Source organism: Bacillus sp. F9_6S_D1_P_5 (genome assembly GCF_054823925.1).
Map to the genome: position 1 here is coordinate 49327 of NZ_JBTREW010000013.1, position 19885 is coordinate 69211.

Here is a 19885-nt window from a genome sequence, read left to right on the forward strand (position 1 = left end):
GAAAGACATATATATTGAAAATGATTTTTGTATATTTTATTATATACCCATACGGGTATAAGTATTCTAGTTTTGATACATTGAGAAAATAAATCATATGGAGGTTTGAAATATGTCTAGAAAAATTGTAGTAGTAGGTGGAGTTGCCGGCGGTGCATCGGTAGCTGCAAGGCTTCGTCGTTTAAGTGAAGAAGATGAAATTATTATGGTGGAGCGCGGTGAATATATTTCATTTGCAAATTGTGGCTTACCATACTATATTGGCGGTGTTATTACAGAAAGACAAAACTTATTAGTACAAACTGTTGAAAGAATGTCAAAGCGTTTTAATCTAGATATACGTGTATTGAGTGAAGTAGTAAAGATTAATAAAGAAGAGAAAACAATTACTATAAAGAATGTAACTACAAATGAAACATACAACGAAGAATATGATATTTTAATTCTTTCGCCAGGGGCAAAACCAATTGTTCCACCTATTTCAGGTATTGAAGAAGCGAAGGCGTTGTTTACGTTACGAAACGTACCTGATACAGATCGTATTAAAGCGTATATTGATGAGAAGAAACCACGTCATGCGACGGTTATTGGTGGCGGATTTATTGGAGTTGAAATGGTTGAAAATTTAAAAGAACGAGGAATTGATGTTACTCTTGTAGAGATGGCAAATCAAGTAATGCCACCAATCGATTATGAAATGGCAGCATATGTACATGAGCATATGAAAAAGCATAATGTGGAGCTTATTTTGGAAGAGGGTGTAGATGCATTAGAAGAGAACGGGACTGTTGTACGTTTAAAAAGTGGTTCAATCATAAAGACAGATATGATTATTTTAGCAATTGGTGTGCAACCAGAGAGCAGTTTAGCAAGGGATGCAGGGTTAGCACTAGGAGTTAGAGGAACGATAAAGGTAAATGAGAGTTTTCAAACGTCGGATCCACATGTATATGCAATTGGTGATGCGATTGAAGTGAAAGATTTTGTTACAGAAACAGAAACGATGATTCCGTTAGCGTGGCCAGCTAATCGTCAAGGTCGCATGTTAGCTGATATTATTCATGGCCATACAAATTCTTTATATAAAGGTACGATGGGAACTTCTGTAGCTAAAGTTTTTGATTTAACAGTTGCTTCGACGGGAGTAAATGAGAAAATATTAAAACGATTAAATATACCCTATGAGGTAGTACATGTACAGGCGAATTCGCATGCGGGATATTATCCGAATGCTACGCCAGTGTTAATAAAATTAATTTTTAATAAAGAAAGCGGAAAAATTTACGGAGCGCAGGCGTTAGGGCGTGACGGTGTAGATAAGCGTATTGATGTTATCGCAACGGCAATAAAGGCAAATTTAACTGTAATTGATTTGCCAGATTTAGAATTATCATATGCTCCGCCTTATTCTTCTGCAAAAGACCCAGTAAACATGGTGGGGTATGCAGCAAGTAATATAGTAGATGGTTTTGTGGACACAGTACAATGGTATGAGATAGATCATATTGTTGAAAATGGTGGATATCTTATTGATGTTCGAGAGCCTAATGAACTAAAGCAGGGAATGATTAAAGGTTCTATTAATATTCCGTTAGATGAATTACGTAATCGTTTGGATGAAGTGCCGGTAGATAAAGAAATATATATTACTTGCCAGCTTGGTATGAGAGGGTATGTTGCAGCGCGCATGTTAATGGAAAAAGGATATAAGGTAAAGAATGTAGATGGTGGTTTTAAATTGTATGGAACGGTAGTACCAGACCGTATTGTATATTGATATTTTTTCATCTTCCACTTCAAAGTTTGGTGGAAGATGAAAGTCTATAGATTAAGGTTTCGCTTTGTGTTTTGTGAATGTATAAGGTGAAATTTAAAATAGGGGTTTACAAAATACCCTACAGGGTATAATATATTGTCATAGGTTATAAATAGTGACATAATGGTAATGAGGTGATTATACAATGGAATATAATCAAGACATGAAAAATAGATTAAAACGTATTGAAGGGCAAGTTCGCGGTGTGCTTCGTATGATGGAAGAAGGAAAAGATTGCCAAGAGGTTATTACACAGTTAACGGCATCTCGTTCTGCACTTGATCGTACAATTGGCCTCGTTGTTGGAACAAATTTAGAGCAATGTTTACGTGAACAGTTTGAAAGTGGTAATGGTTCAAATGAAGAATTAATTAAAGAAGCTGTTCAATTACTTGTAAAAAGCCGATAATCTGTCAAACGTAAGTGTTGACAGATTTTCAAAAACATTTTTATATACCCATACAGGTATATGTATATAAGTTGTGGAGGAATCGCTATGAGTATAAAAGTGGATATGAGTTTAGATTGCAAAGGTTTGGCTTGTCCGATGCCGATTGTAAAGACGAAGAAGGCGATGGAAGGGTTGACGTCAGGGCAAGTGATTGAAGTTCAGGCAACAGATAAAGGGTCTACTGTAGATATACAAAGTTGGGCGAGTAAAGTAGGTCATCAATATATCGGGACGAAACACGAAGGCGATCTATTAATGCATTACGTTAGAAAAGCAAATGAGCATGAAATGAATGAAGTAGTGAAATATCCTCATACAATTACAAATGCGGAATTGGAAGAGATATTATTAAGCGGTGAAGAATGTATTGTAGTAGATGTTCGTGAAGCGGCAGAATTCGCTTTTGGTCATATTCCAGCAGCTATTTCAGTTCCATTAGGCGAACTAGACAGTGCAGCATTAGATGAGACAAAGCAAATATATGTTATTTGCCGAACTGGTAACCGTAGTGATGTAGCTTGCCACATGTTGAAAGAGAAAGGTTATGAAAATGTGAAAAATGTCATTCCAGGAATGTTAGAGTGGCAAGGGAATGTGGGAAAATAAAATTTTTTAAATGAAAATATACCTACGGGGGTAATGAAATGGATGTAAAACCGCTATATGCAAAAGATGTTGCAGAGAAAGTTTTATTCGGAGAGTTATTTATTTTAGATGTTCGTAATGAGGCGGATTATGAAGATTGGAAAATTGAAGGAAAAGAAGTTACTTCAATGAATGTGCCGTACTTTGATTTATTAGAGGGTGTAGATCATATTGTCAGTGAACTACCTAAAGATAAAGATGTTTTAGTAGTATGTGCAAAAGAAGGGTCTTCTATATTTGTGGCAGAGCAATTAACAGAGGCTGGATTAGAAAATATTTATTATTTATCTGGTGGTATGAAGGCTTGGAGTGAATATGTAAAGCCTATAAAAGTTGGAGATTTAAAAAATGGGGGAAGTATGTATCAGTTTAACCGCCTTGGAAAAGGGTGTTTATCTTATATGGTCGTTTCAAATGGTGAAGCAACAGTTATTGATGCGGTAAGAACAGTTGAAGCGTACGAAGAGTTTGCGAAAGAGCATGGCGTTACGATTACGAATGTAATGGATACACATTTACATGCAGATCATATTTCTGGTGGACGTAAGTTAGCGGAAAAAGTAGGTGGTACGTATTGGTTGCCGCCAAAAGATGCGGAGGAAGTTGTTTTCTCATATGAACCGCTCGTTGAAGGGTCTGTTATTACGGTGGGGGGTACTAAAATTGAAATTGACGCATTATACTCACCGGGGCATACGATTGGAAGTACATCATTTATTGTAGATGATTCCTATTTATTATCAGGCGATATTTTATTTGTAGATTCCATCGGGCGTCCAGATCTTGCTGGGAAGGCTGAAGATTGGGTAAGTGATTTACGTAATACTTTGTATAGCCGATATAAAGAACTATCTCAAAATTTAGTTGTGTTACCGGCTCATTATTCAAAAATAAGTGAAATGGATGAAAATGGTGTTGTTAGCGCAAAATTAAAAGATTTGTTTGCTTATAATGCAGGGTTAAATATTGAGGATGAGGTAGAGTTCCGTAAAACTGTAACAGAAAACTTACCACCTCAGCCAAATGCATATGAAGAAATCCGTCAAACGAATATGGGAAAAATTCATCCAAGTGCAGATGAAGAGCGTGAAATGGAGATTGGTCCAAATCGTTGTGCAGTGCACGAATAATGAAATAAATAAAAAATGGAGGAATAGATGATGAATGTAAAACAAGTATTAGATGCGACAGGTTTAGCATGTCCAATGCCGATTGTAAGAACGAAGAAAGCGATGGATACTTTACAAACTGGAGAAGTGTTAGAAGTACATGTAACGGATAAAGGGTCAGTTAAAGATATTCCAGCGTGGGCAAATAAAGGTGGTCATGACATCGTAAAGCATGTAGAAGAAGCTGATGTGCTGAAGTTTTGGATTAAGAAGGCGTAGCAGTTTTATAAATGTAGAGAGGTTGGTTATATGAATACAATATTAAGTACGCTTTTCATTGTGCTGGCTGCAGTGTTTGTTATTTCGCGTTTTTTACCAGTGAAAGGTGTTCAAAATATAAGTGGAAAAGAATTAAAGAGTATAGCGGGAAAAAAGGGAAAACAATTCATCGATGTTCGCACAATAGGTGAATATAGAGGGAATCATATGAAAGGATTTCAAAATATCCCGTTAAATGAGTTAGCTAGTAAAGCAAATCAGTTAGATAAAAATAAGGAAGTAATCGTTATTTGTCAGAGCGGGATGAGAAGTAAGCAAGCAGCAAAAGTATTAAAGAAATTAGGGTTTCAGCAAGTTATTAATGTTTCAGGTGGTATGAATGGTTTGTGAGGAGGGAATTTAAAATGAAAGAAATGACAGTAAAAGAATTAGAAGAAAAATTGTTACGTAAAGAAGCAGTAAATATCGTAGACGTACGTGAAGTAGAAGAAGTTGCCGAGGGGAAAATCCCGGAGGCATGCAACATTCCATTAGGACTATTAGAATTTCGTATGCATGAGTTGGATAAAAAGAAAGAGTATATTATCGTTTGTCGCTCTGGTGGAAGAAGTGCAAGAGCAGTTCAGTTTTTAGAGAGCTACGGTTTTCAAGCGATCAATATGGTAGGTGGTATGTTAGCGTGGGAAGGTAAAGTCTTATAGTACAGAGATAAAGTGAAACTTTAATCAGTGGGGGTTTTTGTCCATCCCTCACTGATTATTAGTTGAACCAATCGGGCTTTTACGGGCAGTTGGTCCTCCACCTAACTTCTTTGCTTCCGCTGAATTTTGAGGTGGGGGTCTTACTGCCCGTTAATGCGGGATAAATGATTTGAGCCTTTTTATAAATAATAAAATACCCCTATAGGTAATTGGAGGGAGAACAACATGGAACAACAGAAGAAAACAACAATCGTTTTATTTAGCGGAGATTATGATAAAGCGATGGCTGCTTATATTATTGCAAATGGTGCAGCGGCGTACGATCAAGAGGTAACTATTTTTCATACTTTTTGGGGCTTAAATGCTTTAAGAAAAGATGAGCATGTGAAGGTAAAGAAAACTTTCATAGAAAAAGTATTTGGAAAAATGATGCCACGCGGTGCGGATAAGATGGGATTATCAAAAATGAATTTTGCCGGTATGGGACCAAAGATGATTAAAGGTATTATGAAAAAACATAATGCGATGCCTTTACCAGATTTAATGGATTTGGCGAAAGAACAAGGGATTAAACTTGTCGCTTGTCAAATGACGGTAGATTTATTAGGGTTAAAAGAGGAAGAGATTATGGAAGGGGTAGAGTTTGCAGGAGTAGGAGCTTATTTAGCAGATACTTCGGATGGGAATGTAAACTTATTCATTTAATTCACCTTCTTTCTAGAAGGGAGGGGATGTAAGATGAGCTTAGTCGTATTACTTTTTATAATTGGATTTATAGGATCGTTTATATCAGGAATGGTTGGAATTGGTGGTGCGATTATTAATTATCCGATGATCTTATACATTCCGGTATTGCTGGGGTTTTCTGGCTATACATCACATGAAGTGAGTGGTATTACAGCGGTGCAAGTATTCTTTGCAACCTTTGCAGGGGCATGGGCCTATCGGAAAAGTAATGATATGGATAAAAAGCTAGTTATGTATATGGGAGCTAGTATATTAATAGGAAGTTTCATAGGGAGTTTTGGTGCTAACATATTAGAGGAACATACGGTTAATGTTGTTTATGCAGCGTTAGCAACAATTGCTGCTATTATGATGTTCGTACCGAAACGCAATAATGGTGATGAAGTGAAATATAATAAATGGTTAGCAAGTTTGTTAGCATTTATTGTAGGCGGAGCATCAGGCATTATAGGAGCTGGAGGTTCTTTCTTATTAGTTCCGATTATGCTAGTTATTTTAAAATTGCCGATACGCACAACAATAGCAACATCTATCGCTATTACGTTTATTTCCTCAGTAGGGATTACAACTGGAAAAGTGATAACTGGGCAAGTAGTTGTAATACCGGCTCTTATTATTGCGATTGCAAGTATCTTTGCTGCGCCGCTTGGAGCGCGAGTCGGGAAGAGGATTAATCAAAAAGCACTGCAATATATGTTATCGATTTTGATTGTAGGAACTGCTGTTAAGATGTGGATTGATATGTTATTGAAATAAAAGGATGGTGCTGCTTGCAGCCCATCCTTTTATTTATCCCGCTATTCGCCGGGTAGTAAGACCCCCACCTCAAAATTCAGCGGAAGCAAAGAAGTTAGATGGGGGATGAACTAAACCCCCCAATGATTAAAGTTTCACTTTATGCCCAAATAACTTTCATTAAGTTTTTATATTCGTCATTTGCTAATTTATATAGCATTCTCGTATGTTCAAATACAAGCGCTGGATTAAAGTTTGGTTCTGAGAATGCAAGTGATGCTGAAATATCAATTGCATTTTGCTTGTTTAATGTGAATTTTGCAAATCGATAAGATGTGTTTAATTCATTGATAACATGCAAAATATCATTTGTTGCTGTTGCATCAGGTACGTGAGCAACATTGAAGCAGTATATATCCACAGTAGGATGTTCGTTTTGGAAAGCAGCGATTAGTTGAATTTTTGCGCCAGCTTCTGTCTCTAATCCTACTGAAAAGTGAACAGAACCATCATTTTCATCTATATTTTCTTCCATGTATATATCGTTTGATTTTAAGTAGTCTTTAAAATCTGAGATGTTATGTTTTACTGCAGCTTTCATATGTATGAGCCCCCTGATAATTGGAATAGATTGCTACTATTTATTATAATTTAAAAATATTAAAAAAGATAGTTAGAAAGTTCTGATTTTTAATTGTGAAGCAATAAAAAGAAGCAGTACTCTACCTCCATAGAGAACTGCTTCTTTTTTATTCATTGTCGTTAGACGATGTTTCTGTATCTTCACTGCTATTTTCATTCTTATTTTTAGATTCATTGTTACTTGATTCGCGTTCACTTGAATTTTCAGATTTAGATTCTTTTGTTTTCTTCGAATCAGAGTCTGTTTTCGTATATGCAGGTAATCCAAGATGAGCACGAAGATCGTTTGTAACTTTTGCTAATTCTTTTTTATCTGGATTGTAGTAATATGTTCGGCCGCCACCAGCAGATTTGCTACATGTATCGTCACCTTTTTCCATATAGCAGTCGTCACCTTGAATTTGTAATTTCTCAATTTCCGAATCCGATCCATACTTATAGAATGAAAGCATATCATCAAATGTTAAGTTTGTAACAAATTGCCCGTTAATATCATCAATAATGTTACCAACTTTTGTTACAGAGCCAACGCTTGTTAGTTTGTGTAGAATCGCTTCAATAACGAGTTGTTGACGTTGCCCACGCATTGCATCACTATCGATGTGGCGCGTTCTAGCAAGGGCAAGAGCTTCTTCACTATTTAGCTTTTGAACCCCTTTTTTCAGATGAATTGCTTCAGCATTATCATTACTATCTTGTTCAGTGAATTCAACTGGTACATCGACTTCAATGCCGCCTAAATCATCGACAATTTTCATAAATGATTTAAAGTTAAACTTTACAAAGTAATCAACAGGGACATTTAGTAATTTTTCAACTGCGTCAATACTTGCTTGTGGTCCACCATCTTTTCCATTTTTAGTAGAACCGTATGCATGAGCGTGTGTAATTTTATCTTTTTTCTTTTCCACAGGAATATAAGTATATGTATCTCGTGGAATACTTAATAGTTTTACAGTTTTGCTATCTTTATTAAACGTTGCAAGCAACAGCGCATCTGTTCTAATAGCTTCACCATATTCTTTTCCCCGGACATCGCTTTCATCAACACCCATTACTAAGACAGAGACATTGTTTGTAATAGGTTTTACAGCTTTATCACGTAAATTAGATTTATCACCGCGCGCTAAATCATGTGCGGCATTTCGAACAGCAGAAGATGCTTTATTTACTAAAAACCAAGTATAACCGCCACCTACTATTAAAAAGAATAGAATAACGCTTATAATAATTTTTATTTTTTTCTTACTTTTTTTCGGTTTACTGCGTGTATTTTCTTGCAAAGATGGGTTTTGCTCCATTTCCTGTACTCCTTCATTTGGATTGAAATACGACACTCATATCCACTTATTATAATGAAATTTAGCGAAAAAAAACATTACAAATCATTTACATTTCGTAAAAATTCAATTTATTTATAAAAAGTCAGATTTTATATATTTTATTTTTCAGATGTAGAATAAGTATAAGGTTTTTTAGTAGAAATGAAAATATATATTATGAGAAAGTAATAGAGAAGTAAGATTTGTTGAAATATAGCCAAGAAGAAATGAGTAGGTTTACTTGTTTCTTCTATATAATAAAGAAGAATTTGACGGATAAAGGAGAGGGCATAATGAATCATACATCATTCCGAGCAATCGTTGTGAACGAAACAGAAAATAAGCAGTTTGTAAGAAACGTTGTCGAGAGAGAAGTAAGTAGTTTACCTGAGGGGGACGTATTAATACAGGTTCATTATTCTTCATTAAATTATAAAGATGCGCTTTCAGCTACTGGTAATAAAGGTGTTACGAGAACATATCCTCATACGCCAGGCATTGATGCAGCAGGGGAAGTTGTGAGTAGTGAAGATGCTACCATTAAGGTAGGAGATCAAGTCATTGTAACGGGATATGATTTAGGGATGAACACTTCTGGTGGTTTCGGAGAATATATTCGCGTGCCGGCATCTTGGATTGTCCCTTTACCAGAGGGAATGTCATTAAAGGAAAGTATGATGTACGGGACAGCAGGTTTTACAGCGGCTTTATCAGTATATAAGCTTATGAGAGCAGGTATAACGCCTAGTATGGGAGATGTGTTAGTAACGGGTGCTACAGGCGGCGTAGGGAGTGTAGCTGTAAGTATTTTAAGTAAGTTAGGATTTAACGTAGTAGGAGCGACAGGGAAAATGGAAGAGGAAGAGATGCTACTACGTCTAGGAGCGAAAAAAGTGATTCATCGTACGGAGTTGAATGATGAATCAGGAAGACCAATGCTAAAAGGGGTATACGCAGGGGTTATCGATACTGTAGGTGGACATATGCTAGAAACAGCTTTAAAAATAGTAAAGTATGGTGGCTGTGTAACGACATGCGGTAATGTAGCAGGACAGGAATTGCAAACAACGGTATATCCGTTTATTTTGCGAGGTATAAGTCTTTTAGGAATAGATTCTGTGCAATGCCCAGTAGATGTGAGAAGAAATGTGTGGGCGCTTTTAGCGAGTGAATGGAAAAATAAAGAGTTACTATCTTATGCAGAAGAATTTACATTAGAAGAGTTAAATGAGAAGTTTACACTTATATTGCAAGGAAAGTTAAAAGGAAGAACGGTTGTAAATATGAAATGAAAAAAGAGACGCTCTAGTTAGCGTCTCTTTTCTATTATAATGATTGTTTTAAATTGACTTTACCTTGTTCACCTAAAACACCATCAGCGATATTTACAGCGTGATCACCGATACGCTCTAAGTTACTGACCATATCAACGAAGATGATACTTGCATCACCTGAACAGCTACGTTCGTTCAGACGTAATACGTGGCGTTTACGAAGAACACGTTCCATTTGGTCGATTTTACGTTCTTTCGCAATAACAGTTTGAGCTAATTCAGTATCGAAGTTTGTTAAAGCTTCAACTGCGTCTTGTAATGTTGAAATTGTTAACTCAAGCATTTCATTTAGTTCAGCTAGTGCTTCATCTGATAGAGAAACGCGGTTTGAAATTTGGAAATCTACAAGTTCTACAAGGTTTTCTACATGATCACCGACACGTTCAATATCTCCAACAACACCTGCTAAAACGGAATGTTTTTCAGAATCCGTAGGTGAAAGTGGCTTTTCTGATAGTAAAACTAAATACTCGGTAATTTTTTTATCTAAATTGTTAATAGCTCCTTCTAATTGAGTAGCCATGTTTTCGTGCTTTTTATCTTGTGTATTTAAATATTGATTCGCTTCTTTTAAGCCGTGTAATGAAAATTCAGCCATACGCACAACCTCTTTTTGAGCTTCAGTTAAAGCGATAGCTGGAGATTGTTCAATAAAGATTGGATTTAAATGTTGTGGTTTGAAGTTAATAGATGCATCTTCACCACGAATAATTTTTGTTACAATCCAGGCTAATACTGCAATGAATGGGAACTGAATAATTGTATTCGTTACGTTAAATGTTCCATGTGCAAATGCAATTGTCATTTCTGGATTTAAATTTAATGACGTTTGGAAATATTGAATTAAACTTGTAAATGGTATTAATATAATCGTAAAGATAATGGTACCGATAATATTAAAGATAACGTGAACTAATGCTGCACGTCTTGCCGCAATTGAAGTACCGATTGCTGCTAATACTGCTGTAATTGTCGTACCGATGTTATCACCGAATAATACAGGAAGGGCAGCTTGTAAATCGATTGCACCTTGACCGAATAGTTCTTGTAAAATACCGATTGTTGCGCTTGAGCTTTGTACAATTAAAGTGAACACTGTACCGACAATAATTCCTAAAATTGGATTATCACTCATGCTAACCATTAAATCTTGGAATGCCTCTAAAGAACGAAGAGGTTTCATACCTGCGCTCATTAATTCTAAACCGAAGAATAACATACCAAAACCGAATACAACTTGACCTACAGAATGTACTTTTTTATTTTTAAAGAAGAATAGTAAAATAGCTCCAACTGCCATAACTGGGAGAGCGTATTCTCCGATTTTAATTCCGATAATAAATGCAGTAACTGTCGTACCGATGTTCGCACCCATAATAACACCGATTGCTTGTCTTAATGTCATAAATCCGGCACTTACAAGTCCGACTGTTAAAGCAGTTGTTCCTGAACTTGATTGGATTAATACAGTAACTAACATACCTGCTAGTACACCCATCAGTGGGTTTGTTGTAAAGCGATCTAAAATATCGCGAAGACGATCCCCAGCTGCTTGTTGTAGTCCATCGCCCATGTATTTAATCCCGAATAAGAAAATACCTAATCCACCAATGAACTGGAAGATCATATCTTGAACATTGTATTCCACGCATTCCACTCCTTAAATTTCATGTACGCTGTAATTATTAACTAAACCTTGAGGTACTGTAAACGGTTTATCAGTAAAATTTACACTAAATTTACAAAGGGATGAAAAGTTTACAAATCTTTAAAGAAACAGCTGGATTTAATTGGTTTTATCCCTATATAAACAGTGTTTTTTGTAAAGAAATCACACTTTTTAGAATAGTGTTGTTTAGTTGAATATGAAGGAAAGCGTCTGCGAGTTCATCGTATATTTTTTGATGAAAGTTAAAAAAATATGTAGGGAAATGCATGTAGTTTTATAACATTAAAAATACGATAAAAAAAGCCACTGAAATTATCCAGCAGCTTTTTCTCTGTTTTTATCTCCATGCTTTTGTTTCCTTACATTTGTGATGTAAATGAACAGGAAAGCAATAAGGAGTAGTGAGGAATAGCGATATACAGTTGCGTAGTTTGTAAAATGTGCAATGAATCCAAATATAATTGCGCCAGCACCAATTCCAAGGTCAAATGCTGAGAAGAATGTAGCGGTTGCGACTCCTCGTCGGTGCGGTGCTACTCGGTCGATCATCCATGCTTGCAGTGCAGGTTGAATCGCTCCAAAGCCACTTCCGTAACATGCTGCTGCAATGATTAAACTCGGAATAGTAGTTGTGTACGACAACAAAATAATACCTGTAAACGTAATAATAACTCCTGGAATAATGACGAATGTGTGACCTTTCGCATCATATAACTTTCCAGAAAACGGACGAGTGACAGCAATTGCAAGTGCATTAAATAAGAAGAAGAGGCTTATATCAGCAATACCGACTTCCGTAGCAAATAATGTAATAAAGCTCCCGATACCTCCGTACATTAATGTAATACATAATATTAATAATGAAGGAAGTAAAGCTTTGCGTTCAATAAATCCATCGAGAAAGGTACCAGATGTTTGCTGTGGTGGTTGCGGCGATTTTTTGATTTGAAGTAGTTTCGTTAATATTAATGAAATAATCGTGCAGGAAAGTGCACATAAAAAAAGAATTGTGAAGTTATATGTTTGCATAAGCCAAAGTCCGATAAGTGGACCGAGCGCCATTGCCATCGTTCCAGAAAGGCCGAAATATCCCATACCTTCACCGCGGCGAGCTTGTGGAATTAAATCTGAAACGACAGTTCCATATGTAGTCGTTGTAATACCAAAACCAGCTCCGTGTAAAATTCGAACGGCAAGCAATAGGAAGACGGTTGAAGCGAAAAGATAACTGCCCATAGCGAGTAAACAAATAGCAGTACCAATCATTAAAATGATTTTTTTGTTGAATTTTTGCAAGGCATTTCCAGTTAGCGGTCTAATAAAAAGTGCTGCAACGGTAAACATACCGACAACTAATCCGATGTTGGAACTTGTGCCGCCAATTTCTTTCACATAAACAGGTAAAGTAGGAATTAACATTTGAAACCCTAAAAACATACATAAGTTTGCTAGAATTAGCGCAACAAACTCTTTCGTCCATAACGGTTCTCGTTTTACGAGTATTGCTTCTCCCATATATTCATCCCCTATATAAAATTTCTCTTTTCTTTCGAGTATATGTATTGGTCAATGTAACAGTCAAGGAAGGTGTCTTGAAAACGTATAACAATTTTCGAGGTGAAAAAACTGACAAATTTGTGTAAAAGCTACACAACTATGAAAAAAAGATGTAAAGTATAGATGTATAGACTTGTAGTTGTTATGAATGATAGAAATTGTTTTTTCTTTAAAGAAAGCGGATTCAAAAAGTAGTGAACGAGAAGGGGATATATACTTTTTCACTACATATATTTGAAAAGGTTTACAAAACAATGAAGAAAGAGGCGTGTACATATGAGACGATTAGGTATTTCTATTTATCCAGAACATTCAACAGTAGAGAAAGATAAGGAATATTTAACATTAGCAAGTAAATACGGATTTACACGTGTATTCACATGCTTATTGTCTGTAGATGGAGAGAAAGAGAAAATTATAGAAGAGTTTAAAGAAACGATCTCTCATGCAAATGCATTAGGGTTCCAAGTATTAGTTGATATTAGTCCATCTGTCTTTACACAATTAGGTATTTCATATAATGATTTATCGTTCTTCCATGAATTAGGTGCGTACGGTATTCGTTTAGATGTTGGATTCTCTGGTTTAGAAGAATCAATTATGACTTACAACCCATATGGCTTAAAAATTGAAATTAATATGAGTAACGGTACGAAATATGTTGATAATATCATGAGCCATAGGCCAAATCGTGAAAATTTAATTGGTTGCCATAATTTTTATCCGCATCGTTATTCAGGGTTATCATACGATCATTTCATTAAATGCTCGAAACAATTTAAAGATTACGGTATGAGAACGGCTGCTTTTATTTCATCATTTGATGCAACATACGGACCTTGGCCAGTAACAGAAGGATTATGTACGTTAGAGCAGCATCGTGAATTACCGATGACAACACAGGCGAAGCATTTGTTTGCGACAGAATTAATTGATGATGTCATTATTGCGAATGCTTATGCATCAGAAGAAGAATTACAAGCACTAGGTGCATTAAATAAAGAGAAACAAACATTTGATATAGGATTATACGATACAACAACAGAATTAGAAAAAATTATCGTATTAGACGAGCCTCATTTTTATCGCGGAGATGTATCTGAATATATGATTCGCTCGACACAAAGTCGTGTGAAGTATAAGAAAGAAGAGTTCAAACCTCATAATACACGCGAAATTAAACGAGGTGATCTTTTAATTGATAATGAACAGTATGGTCAATATAAAGGTGAATTACAAATTGCTTTAAAAGATATGGTGAACACAGGAAAAACAAATGTAGTTGGCCGAATTGTAGAAGAAGAAATTTTCTTATTAGATTATTTACAAGCATGGGATAAATTCGGATTTACATTAAAGAAATAGATAAAATGAAAAAGGAAAAAACTACTGACCTCAGCAGCTTTTTCCTTTTTATATAACTGCGAGAGGAAGAGCTATGACAAAGGTGCATCAGCGATTAGTTTCTATTTTAGAGGAGTTTTTAGAAGAGAAATCGATGTTAAATCGAGCTTTTTTAGCGAGCCGTTTACATGTATCAACGAAGACAATTCAAAAAGATATAAAATTATTAAATGATATATTGGAAGAAAACGGAGCGAAAATTGAATCGCAAAGAGGGACTGGGTACGAATTAGAAATTATACAAGCGAAGAAGTTTGAAGAGTTTTGCGTGAATCTATTTCAAAAACAGACGGAAAAGATCCCAACTTCTTATGAAGAAAGGATAGCATTCATTCTGCAGCGTATTTTAACGAGTGAGGGATATGTGAAGCTTTCACAGTTGGCAGAGGAGATTTATGTAAGTAAATCGACTGTAAATTTAATTATGAAAGATGTTACAGATATATGTGGTCGTTATCAATTACAAATTGAAAAGAGACCGTATTATGGTATACGTATTGTGGGAGAGGAGTTCAATATTCGTTCTTGTTTATCACAATATGGTTTACCGCGTTATGACCATACTCCGTTTCATGAGCAATTTGAGCAGAGTGATACATATGTATCGTTACCTCATATACCGCTTATCCGTTCGATTATATTAAAGTATATTGAAGGAGGAACGATATATTTATCAGATATAGAGATTGATAATTTAGTTATTCATATTGCGATCGCGTTAAAGCGTTGTGAAAATCAACATTATATGAAAGGACTAAATGCAGAGCAAGCTGAACTTATCATAAAGAAAGAATATACAATTGCGAAAGAGATTGTAGAGGAGTTAGAGAAAGAGTTGCATCTTTCATTTCCCGAAGAAGAAGTTTTATATGTGACGATGCATTTATTAAGTACTGCCGTTACAGCGAAAGATCGTTATGAAAATGTGGAAGAGTTATTAGGAAAAGATCTATATGCATTTATGCAACATATTCTTTTTAAAGTAGCGGAAGAACGCAATCTTATTTTTTATTATGATGAAGAATTATTATTTGGATTTGGTGTTCATTTAAAAACGTTATTAAACCGTTTGAAGTATAAGTTAAATACGAGAAATCCTCTTTTGGCAGAAGTGAAAAAGAATTATCCGTATGCTTTTGAAATTGCGGTTCTCGTTGGAGATATAATTGGTGAATATACGGGAGAATCGATTCCGGAAAGTGAAATTGGTTATATTGCGATTCACTTTGGCGGAGCGATGAGTCGTTTGCAGGAACAGAATCAAAAGAAAAGATGTTTATTAGTTTGTGCGACTGGTCAAGGAAGCGCCCAGCTATTGAAATATAAAATTTTATCACAGTTCCGAGATAAATTAGAGATTGTAGGGATTACAGGCTATTATCAATTGAAAATAGAAGATCTTTATAAAGAAAAGATAGATTGTATTATTAGTACAATTCATATACCAAGTGGTTTGCCTGTGCCTGTTATAAAAGTAAACTCAATATTTGATGATAAAGAGATTAAGTCAATCGGTCAGCAGTTGTTTACGCATGTGAATACTAGTGTGCAGCAGTATATAAAGGAAGATTTAATCTTTTTAAATCATAGTGCTTCTACGAAAGAAGAAGTTATCCAATTTTTATGTGAGAAAGCTGCTGAGAAAAACTATGTACCAGAAAACTTTTATGGTTCTGTTATGGAAAGAGAGAATACATCTCCTACAGCGGTTGGGAATTTAGTTGCGATTCCGCATCCGATGCAGTTATTAAGTGAGAAAACATTTTTGATGTTTTGTACACTTAATAAAGCGGTTGACTGGGGAGATAAGAAGGTACAAGTTATTATTTTATTTAGTGTAAAGCGCAATAATAATGAAGATTTACAAAAGCTTTATGATTTTTTATATGATATTATGTCTAATCAAAATACGATAGAGAAATTAGCTCAGGCTGAAGTGGTTGAAGATTTTCAAGAGATATTATTATCGTTATAAGAGAAGTATATAAAAACTTCCGTTACACAACGGAAGTTTTTTATGTTTAATTGTATACGTTTTCATAATAAGATAACAATATAGAAAAAAGATAGCTTGGGGGAATTTAATATGACTGATATGCAAACTCCATTTGCGTTAATTTTACATGGTGGCAACGCGAGAAGCGCGTCACTTGAAGCAATTGCTTTTGCAAGACGAGGAGATTTTGAGAATGCGAGTGAAAAGATGACACTTGCTAGTGAAGAAATTTCAGCAGCTCATCGTATTCAAACAGACTTAATTCAAGAAGAAGCAAGAGGAAATCATGCAGAAATCAGTTTACTGTTAGTGCATGCACAAGATCATTTAATGAATGCAATTACAGTGAAAGAACTTGCTGAAGAATTTATCACTCTTCATAAACGAATAGAAGAGAAAGTGACAGTATAAGATGTACATTTTATTATGTTGTGCAGCAGGCATGTCAACGAGTATGGTTGTAAGAAAAATGCAAGAAGAGGCAATGAAACAAGGAAAGAATTATAAAATTAAAGCAGTTGATTCAGAACTTGTGAAACTGGAGATAAAAAACGCTGATGTTGTTTTAATCGGACCACAGGTGAAGTATTTGTTTCCAGCGGTACAGTTTCTTGCGAAGTCATACGATATACCGGTTGCAATTATAGAGCAACGAGATTATGGCATGTGTGACGGTTTGAAAGTATTGAAACAAGCAGAACAATTAGTTTTAGCATAATTATATTTTTTTAAATATAAACATTATAATGTTATAACTTTATTTCGTTCTTTCATAGTAAGGAAAAAGAGGAGGGGTATTGATGAATGGTTTTATGAGTTTTATGGAACAAAAGATTATGCCAACAACGCAAAAGATTGCAGGACAACGACATTTATTAGCAATTCGAAACGGAGTTATTTCTACATTGCCGTTAACGATTGTCGGATCATTTTTCGTTATCTTTTTAAATTTACCAATTGATGCATATATGGAGTGGATTGCACCGTTTCGCCATATTTTAGATATTCCGTTCCGATTTACAGTAGGTTTAATGGCGTTATACGCAGCATTTGGGGTAGGAGCTTCACTCGCGAACTTTTATCAGCTCAATCAGTTAAGTGCAGGGTTGTTATCTGTACTCGCCTTTTTACTAGCATCAGTTGAACCAATTCAAATTACGAAAGCTGTACCAGGTGTTATTGATGCAGGGAGATACATTTCAGTAGGAACATTAAGTGCAACATCTTTATTCGGAGCAATTGTTACAGCATTAATTGCAGTAGAAATTTACCACTTTATGATTAAGCATAATATCTCGATTAAATTACCAGACAGTGTACCACCAGCAGTTTCAAATTCGTTTGCAGCATTAATTCCAACTTTAGTCGTTATTCTTTTATTCTGGGGTATTCGTTACGGTTTAAAATTTGATGTAAATACAACAATCACATATTTAATCGCACCACTAAAATCAGTATTAGTAGGAAATAATTTATTCGGCGGTTTATTAACAGTATTCTTAATCGTGTTCTTCTGGTCATTCGGTATACATGGCCCTGCGATTTTAGGACCAATTATTCGTCCGATGTGGGATTCAGCAATTCTTGAAAATATGGAAGTATTCACAGCTACAGGAAATGCACATCAATTACCAAACTTATTTACAGAGCAATTTATTCAATGGTTCGTATGGATCGGTGGATCAGGCTCAACGTTAGCTTTAGTTATTATGTTTATGTTCTCTAAATCTAAGTTCCTAAAAGAGTTAGGTAGATTATCATTTGTGCCAGGCTTATTCAATATTAACGAACCGATTATTTTCGGGGCACCAATTGTAATGAACCCAATCTTAATTATTCCATTCGTTATTACACCGTTAGTGACAACGACAGTATCATATTTCGCAGTTGTTTCAGGCATGATTCCGCTGATGATGGCGAAATTGCCATTTACGATGTTAGCACCAATTGCAGCGGTTATTAGTACGGATTGGACAATTATGGCTGGTGTACTTGTACTTGTTAACTTTGTTATCTCATTCGTTATTTACTATCCATTCTTCAAAATGTATGAGAAACAACAAATAGCAGGAGAGGAGAAAACAGAATGCTCGGAGCAATTATCATCTTAATTACATTCGTAGCGGGGCAGTGTATTGCACATTATTCAAAATGGGTACAAAGTAAATCTTTATTAGTGTTACTACTAATATCAGTTTTATTTATCGGTTGTTCAATGGGTGTTTATGTAATGTTAGGGTTACAATCACCGTACGTAATTATTGTACCAACGATTTTATGTGCAACATGTTTATCTGCAAAATATAGATTTACGAGCATGGCATTAATACAACGTGTGAAGGAGATGCAAAAGCATGGAGCGTAAATTAGGAATTTCACTTTATCCAGAGCATTCAACGAAAGAAAAAGATATGGCATACATTTCGGCAGCGGCACGCCACGGTTTTTCAAGAATATTCACATGTCTATTATCTGTGAATCGTCCGAAAGAAGAAATTGTAGCTGAATTTAAAGAAATTATTCATCATGCAAAAGATAATAATATGGAAGTTATTTTAGATGTAGCTCCGGCTGTATTTGATCAACTTGGTATTAGCTATAGCGATCTATCATTCTTTGCAGAGTTAGGTGCAGATGGTATCCGTTTAGATTTAGGTTTCGACGGTTTAACAGAAGCGAAAATGACGAATAATCCGTACGGCTTAAAAATTGAACTGAACGTAAGTAACGATATTGCATACTTAGAAAATATCCTTTCGCATCAGGCAAATAAACCAGCTTTAATTGGTTGCCATAACTTTTATCCGCAAAAATTCACTGGTCTTCCGTATGATTATTTCATTCGCTGTAGTGAACGCTTTAAAAAACACGGTATTCGTACGGCAGCATTTATTACGTCACATGCAGCTAACATCGGTCCATGGGATATTAATGACGGATTATGTACGCTAGAAGAGCATCGTAACTTGCCGATTGAAGTACAAGCGAAACACTTATGGGCAACAGGGCTTATCGATGATGTTATTATAGGAAATGCTTATGCCAGTGAAGAAGAGTTAGAGAAACTAGGAAACTTAAATCGTTACATGTTACAGCTAAAGGTACACTTTGTAGACAAAGCGACTGAAGTAGAGAAGAAAGCGACACTGCAAGAATTACATGTAAGACGCGGCGACATAACAGAATATATGGTACGTTCTACAGAAGTACGTAAAAAGTACAAAGACTATGACTTCCCAGTGCGCGAAAGTGTATTACAGGAAAGAGGGCAAGTTGTAATTGGGAACAACTCATTTGGCAAGTATAAAGGTGAACTTCAAATCATTCTAAAAGAAATGCCGATAGATGAACGGAAAAATATTGTCGGTACAATTGCAGAAGAAGAGTTATTCTTACTAGATTATGTAGGAGCTTGGACACAGTTTACTTGTGTGGAATAGGGTAGGGCAGGAGAGGATGCTATGACATCCTCTTTTTT

General features: G+C 35.5%; 21 protein-coding genes. 17 read left to right on the forward strand and 4 right to left on the reverse strand.

The window, feature by feature from the left end; genetic code table 11:
- Nucleotides 1–112 precede the first annotated feature (112 nt).
- From cdr to ACUXEY_RS17185, 9 genes are all read left to right on the forward strand, one after another.
- Nucleotides 113–1777, forward strand: a complete 1665-nt coding sequence (gene cdr, locus ACUXEY_RS17145; RefSeq protein ID WP_461301195.1) for a CoA-disulfide reductase — start codon at nucleotides 113–115, stop codon at nucleotides 1775–1777.
- A 184-nt stretch (nucleotides 1778–1961) separates the two neighbouring features.
- Complete coding sequence (locus ACUXEY_RS17150; RefSeq protein WP_461301196.1) at nucleotides 1962–2225, forward strand: metal-sensitive transcriptional regulator; 264 nt, start codon at nucleotides 1962–1964, stop codon at nucleotides 2223–2225.
- 87 nt (nucleotides 2226–2312) lie between these two features.
- Nucleotides 2313–2873 (forward strand): sulfurtransferase TusA family protein, encoded by a 561-nt coding sequence (locus ACUXEY_RS17155; protein WP_429600969.1) that lies wholly within the window; start codon nucleotides 2313–2315, stop codon nucleotides 2871–2873.
- A 38-nt stretch (nucleotides 2874–2911) separates the two neighbouring features.
- Nucleotides 2912–4042 (forward strand): MBL fold metallo-hydrolase, encoded by a 1131-nt coding sequence (locus ACUXEY_RS17160; RefSeq protein WP_461301197.1) that lies wholly within the window; start codon nucleotides 2912–2914, stop codon nucleotides 4040–4042.
- A gap of 27 nt (nucleotides 4043–4069) precedes the next feature.
- On the forward strand, nucleotides 4070–4300 hold the full coding sequence (locus ACUXEY_RS17165; RefSeq protein WP_002006967.1) for a sulfurtransferase TusA family protein: 231 nt from the start codon (nucleotides 4070–4072) through the stop codon (nucleotides 4298–4300).
- A gap of 30 nt (nucleotides 4301–4330) precedes the next feature.
- Complete coding sequence (locus ACUXEY_RS17170; protein ID WP_461301198.1) at nucleotides 4331–4690, forward strand: rhodanese-like domain-containing protein; 360 nt, start codon at nucleotides 4331–4333, stop codon at nucleotides 4688–4690.
- A 14-nt stretch (nucleotides 4691–4704) separates the two neighbouring features.
- Nucleotides 4705–5001, forward strand: a complete 297-nt coding sequence (locus ACUXEY_RS17175) for a rhodanese-like domain-containing protein (RefSeq protein WP_429600966.1) — start codon at nucleotides 4705–4707, stop codon at nucleotides 4999–5001.
- A 225-nt stretch (nucleotides 5002–5226) separates the two neighbouring features.
- The gene (locus ACUXEY_RS17180) at nucleotides 5227–5706 is read left to right on the forward strand and encodes a DsrE/DsrF/DrsH-like family protein (protein WP_461301199.1); all 480 of its coding nucleotides are present in this window, start codon (nucleotides 5227–5229) and stop codon (nucleotides 5704–5706) included.
- 33 nt (nucleotides 5707–5739) lie between these two features.
- A complete protein-coding gene (locus ACUXEY_RS17185) occupies nucleotides 5740–6504 on the forward strand; it encodes a sulfite exporter TauE/SafE family protein (protein WP_429600965.1) in 765 nt (254 codons plus the stop codon).
- A gap of 139 nt (nucleotides 6505–6643) precedes the next feature.
- Here the strand turns inward: ACUXEY_RS17185 and ACUXEY_RS17190 are convergent, their stop codons facing one another.
- Nucleotides 6644–7084, reverse strand: coding sequence for a hypothetical protein (locus tag ACUXEY_RS17190; protein ID WP_048526307.1), 441 nt, complete (start codon nucleotides 7082–7084; stop codon nucleotides 6644–6646).
- Between the two features lie 148 nt (nucleotides 7085–7232).
- The gene (locus tag ACUXEY_RS17195) at nucleotides 7233–8426 is read right to left on the reverse strand and encodes an LCP family protein (RefSeq protein ID WP_429600964.1); all 1194 of its coding nucleotides are present in this window, start codon (nucleotides 8424–8426) and stop codon (nucleotides 7233–7235) included.
- 314 nt (nucleotides 8427–8740) lie between these two features.
- Between ACUXEY_RS17195 and ACUXEY_RS17200 the strand changes: the two genes are divergently transcribed.
- On the forward strand, nucleotides 8741–9739 hold the full coding sequence (locus ACUXEY_RS17200) for a YhdH/YhfP family quinone oxidoreductase (RefSeq protein WP_461301200.1): 999 nt from the start codon (nucleotides 8741–8743) through the stop codon (nucleotides 9737–9739).
- 34 nt (nucleotides 9740–9773) lie between these two features.
- Here the strand turns inward: ACUXEY_RS17200 and ACUXEY_RS17205 are convergent, their stop codons facing one another.
- Entirely contained in the window at nucleotides 9774–11429 is a 1656-nt protein-coding gene (locus tag ACUXEY_RS17205; protein WP_461301201.1) for a Na/Pi cotransporter family protein, read from the reverse strand.
- A gap of 333 nt (nucleotides 11430–11762) precedes the next feature.
- A complete protein-coding gene (locus tag ACUXEY_RS17210; protein ID WP_429600962.1) occupies nucleotides 11763–12965 on the reverse strand; it encodes an MFS transporter in 1203 nt (400 codons plus the stop codon).
- Nucleotides 12966–13283: 318 nt separating this feature from the next.
- Between ACUXEY_RS17210 and ACUXEY_RS17215 the strand changes: the two genes are divergently transcribed.
- The 7 genes from ACUXEY_RS17215 to ACUXEY_RS17245 all read left to right on the forward strand — a co-directional run bounded on the left by ACUXEY_RS17215 (nucleotide 13284) and on the right by ACUXEY_RS17245 (nucleotide 19847).
- Nucleotides 13284–14372, forward strand: coding sequence for a DUF871 domain-containing protein (locus ACUXEY_RS17215; protein ID WP_048562483.1), 1089 nt, complete (start codon nucleotides 13284–13286; stop codon nucleotides 14370–14372).
- 73 nt (nucleotides 14373–14445) lie between these two features.
- Entirely contained in the window at nucleotides 14446–16386 is a 1941-nt protein-coding gene (locus ACUXEY_RS17220; RefSeq protein ID WP_461301202.1) for a BglG family transcription antiterminator, read from the forward strand.
- Nucleotides 16387–16497: 111 nt separating this feature from the next.
- The gene (locus tag ACUXEY_RS17225) at nucleotides 16498–16818 is read left to right on the forward strand and encodes a PTS lactose/cellobiose transporter subunit IIA (protein ID WP_461301203.1); all 321 of its coding nucleotides are present in this window, start codon (nucleotides 16498–16500) and stop codon (nucleotides 16816–16818) included.
- Between the two features lies 1 nt (nucleotide 16819).
- Nucleotides 16820–17125, forward strand: a complete 306-nt coding sequence (locus ACUXEY_RS17230) for a PTS sugar transporter subunit IIB (protein ID WP_000275651.1) — start codon at nucleotides 16820–16822, stop codon at nucleotides 17123–17125.
- 82 nt (nucleotides 17126–17207) lie between these two features.
- Nucleotides 17208–18518 carry a PTS sugar transporter subunit IIC gene (locus tag ACUXEY_RS17235; RefSeq protein ID WP_001013058.1) on the forward strand — a complete coding sequence of 437 codons (1311 nt, stop codon included), beginning with the start codon at nucleotides 17208–17210 and terminating at the stop codon, nucleotides 18516–18518.
- A complete protein-coding gene (locus ACUXEY_RS17240; protein WP_461301204.1) occupies nucleotides 18494–18772 on the forward strand; it encodes a hypothetical protein in 279 nt (92 codons plus the stop codon). Before ACUXEY_RS17235 ends, ACUXEY_RS17240 begins: the two co-directional genes overlap by 25 nt.
- Complete coding sequence (locus ACUXEY_RS17245) at nucleotides 18762–19847, forward strand: DUF871 domain-containing protein (RefSeq protein ID WP_461301205.1); 1086 nt, start codon at nucleotides 18762–18764, stop codon at nucleotides 19845–19847. The genes ACUXEY_RS17240 and ACUXEY_RS17245 overlap by 11 nt, the downstream gene beginning before the upstream one ends.
- Nucleotides 19848–19885 lie beyond the last annotated feature (38 nt).